The sequence below is a fragment of the Paenibacillus sp. OT2-17 genome, from assembly GCF_009827695.1.
In the GTDB taxonomy this organism is placed as follows: domain Bacteria; phylum Bacillota; class Bacilli; order Paenibacillales; family Paenibacillaceae; genus Paenibacillus; species Paenibacillus polymyxa_B.
Map to the genome: position 1 here is coordinate 1 of NZ_WUDQ01000485.1, position 2,819 is coordinate 2,819.

The window sequence follows — 2,819 nt, forward strand, 5'->3', positions numbered from 1 at the left end:
TAAGGATCCTTCCAATTACGATAGGGATGTTGGTCATTTCTCCGATTGCTGGCATGTTGACTAAGAAGGCGGCCATTCGAGTTCTGGCCTCACTTGGAATTCTTATTTCTATAGCAGGACTACTACTACTCCTATTCGTGGTCGGTGGAAATTTCTCTTACGGGGTCACCGCTTGCGGCATGTTGTTAATCGGGGTCGGGACCGGTTTATTCCTTACCCCCAATACGACGGAGATCATGTCAAGCGTTCCGGAGCAAAGCCGCGGGGTGGCGAATGGACTGCGGTCCATGCTATATAACTTGGGTCAAGTGCTGAGTACGGCTCTTTCTTTAACCATCGTCGGCGCAGCGCTGCCAGCCCACCTGAAGAACGTGCTGTATTCCGGAAAGAACAATGTGATTTCTGCCGTTGATTTTGCTTTCGTCATTCACGGTTACCGCTGGGTCATCATCGCACTAATAGGGACTTCTCTACTCGCTCTTGCTGCCTCGTGGTTCCGTCCGCAACAGAAAAAAGCTTACGAAAGCTCTTCAGCGGCCTCTTGACTTTGACGCATTGATGCCGCGTCAATCCGTCCGATCCTCATCGATCGGTCCTGCGGCTGCCGCCATAACCCCAGCGCGTCCGGTAAGCCCAAACTTCTGGAGCTAGCGATATATATCCGGCGGGTAGTGGAGCGTTGCGATATACTTTCACACGACAACAAGATATCCTCTTCTCCTAAATTCCGCCTTTTGGAGGCGCGAAAAAGATGAGAGTTCTAAAGTTAGAACATGTAGGTGTTCTAACACATAACGAACATTGTTCTTTACGAACAATGTTCGTTATGGTATAAATATTGTATGAACGTCCAAATACTGCATATGCGGTAAATGATACAGTAACATATAGTGGAAGTACTTATACCTGTCTTCAGGCACATACTTCCCTTGTAGGCTGGGAACCATCCAATGTTCCTGCTTTATGGAAGAAAGGCGGCAGCGGAACTACGCCACCTACAACACCGCCAACAACGCCACCAACAGGTCCTTCAGTAACAAAGCCTTCCGAAGTTCCAAGCCACATATGGACATACACAATGAATGCGGGCGATAAATTCGGTAAAGGCGGAGATTTTGCTTTATTGCTGAGTGCTGTGATCAAAAAGGAAAGCAGCTTTGGAGCAGGCTTACCAGGCAGTCCATCAGCCGGCGACGGATTGATGCAGGTAGAACCAAACACACGTAATGCTTATTTATCTCAATTCAGCTCAAAATTTGGCCGTGCTTATAATCACGGCAGTGAACAAGATCAGGTATGCTTGGGCGGACTGATTTTAAATGAAAAGATTACTAGATTCGGCAACATATATAATGGCTTATTACACTATAACGGAGGAGATAACTGGTATCCGGGAGCTACAGACTCTTATGGCCGTCCTATTCTGGCCAATCAATATGCAGATGCAGTTTACGCTACTTATAAGGGCTATGGCGGTAAGAACTAAGATGTTATTTATTTTCCACCCTTGCAGGTTTTACAATCCTACCGTACATGTACACCCAGTTTTGTAAGTAATACCGGGAGTGGGCGGGGGAGGACAAAGGCAACGATGCACATCCACCACAAGCCGGGAGAGAACATGGATGTGGATTGGGCCGGAAAAATAAACTGAAGTTAGTGTTTAAACACTAACTTCAGTTTAAGGGAGGAATTATGAGTATGGAAATTTTTGAGCAGTATGAATCCAACGTAAGAGCATATTGTAGAAACTTCTACGATGTGTTTGACCGGGCTAAAGGTGCACTGATTTATTCAGAATCCGGAAAGAAATTTGTTGATTTTTTTGCAGGAGCAGGAGCTTTAAATTATGGACATAACAACGAATACATCAAACAAAAGATACTCGCTTATCTTGAATCGGACAGTATTACTCATGGGCTTGATATGTACACAAAAGCGAAACGTGAATTTATCGAAAAATTCTCGCAGATCATATTGGAACCCCGAAAGTTAAACTATAAAATTCAATTTTGCGGGCCTACAGGTACAAACGCTGTAGAAGCATCGCTGAAGCTTGCCCGAAAGATCACTAAACGGACTGGTATATTTGCGTTTATGGGAGGATTTCACGGAATGTCGCTGGGGAGTCTGGCTGTTACCAGCAACATTCAGAAAAGATCTTCCTCCGGCATAGCATTATCCGATGTTACCTTTTTCCCATACTCCGAGAGTCCAATTGACTCATTCGATACTATTGAATACATGGAAGCCGTTCTAAACGACGGTCACTCGGGAATCGAAAAACCGGCGGCTATTATATTTGAAACCATTCAGGCGGAAGGCGGCGTAAATATAGCTTCACCCGAATGGATGCTCAGGCTGAGGGAACTTAGCGACAGACACGGTATTCTACTGATTTGCGATGACATTCAGGTTGGCTGCGGACGCACCGGACCGTTCTTTTCATTTGAACGTGCCGGGATGATCCCTGATATTGTACTGCTTTCCAAGTCAATCAGCGGGTATGGCCTTCCCATGTCTATTCTGCTGATGAAACCGGAACTTGATGTCTGGAAGCCTGGTGAGCATAACGGTACGTTCCGGGGAAACCAGCTTGCTTTCATTGGAGCTACAGCTGCGTTGGAATATTGGGAAATGAATAATTTGGAACAGTCTGTGAAATATAAGGAAGCATTTGTAAGAGAATATTTAACCAAGCAGATTTTGTCATTACATAAGGGCCTGACCATTCGGGGTGCAGGTTTGATTTGGGGTATTGATTTTTCCAATGTGGAGGATGAGCGAATCACGCAAAAAGTAGTAGAGGAATGTTACCA

General features: G+C 45.3%; 4 protein-coding genes and 1 pseudogene. 4 read left to right on the forward strand and 1 reads right to left on the reverse strand.

Annotated features, from left to right (window positions below):
* Window positions 1-545: MFS transporter (locus GRP75_RS23475; protein WP_160790514.1), on the forward strand; the 545-nt coding region annotated here is incomplete at its 5' end.
* A 293-nt stretch (window positions 546-838) separates the two neighbouring features.
* Window positions 839-913, forward strand: a pseudogene (locus tag GRP75_RS30750) (carbohydrate-binding protein); the annotation flags it as partial.
* On the opposite strand, the gene GRP75_RS30035 reads toward GRP75_RS30750, so the two are convergent.
* The gene (locus GRP75_RS30035; protein WP_231517198.1) at window positions 913-1,065 is read right to left on the reverse strand and encodes a hypothetical protein; all 153 of its coding nucleotides are present in this window, start codon (window positions 1,063-1,065) and stop codon (window positions 913-915) included. The pseudogene GRP75_RS30750 and the gene GRP75_RS30035 overlap by 1 nt on opposite strands.
* Window positions 1,066-1,078: 13 nt before the next feature.
* Between GRP75_RS30035 and GRP75_RS30040 the strand changes: the two genes are divergently transcribed.
* Window positions 1,079-1,486, forward strand: coding sequence for a transglycosylase SLT domain-containing protein (locus GRP75_RS30040; RefSeq protein WP_230486250.1), 408 nt, complete (start codon window positions 1,079-1,081; stop codon window positions 1,484-1,486).
* Between the two features lie 215 nt (window positions 1,487-1,701).
* The coding region (locus GRP75_RS23485) for an aspartate aminotransferase family protein (RefSeq protein WP_160790515.1) at window positions 1,702-2,819 on the forward strand (1,118 nt) is incomplete at its 3' end.

Excerpts from the sequence above, each read along its gene's own strand:
- GRP75_RS30035 (WP_231517198.1), bottom strand. The coding sequence starts at position 1,065 with ATGTGGCTTGGAACTTCGGAAGGCTTTGTTACTGAAGGACCTGTTGGT.
- GRP75_RS30040 (WP_230486250.1), top strand. The coding sequence starts at position 1,079 with ATGAATGCGGGCGATAAATTCGGTAAAGGCGGAGATTTTGCTTTATTG.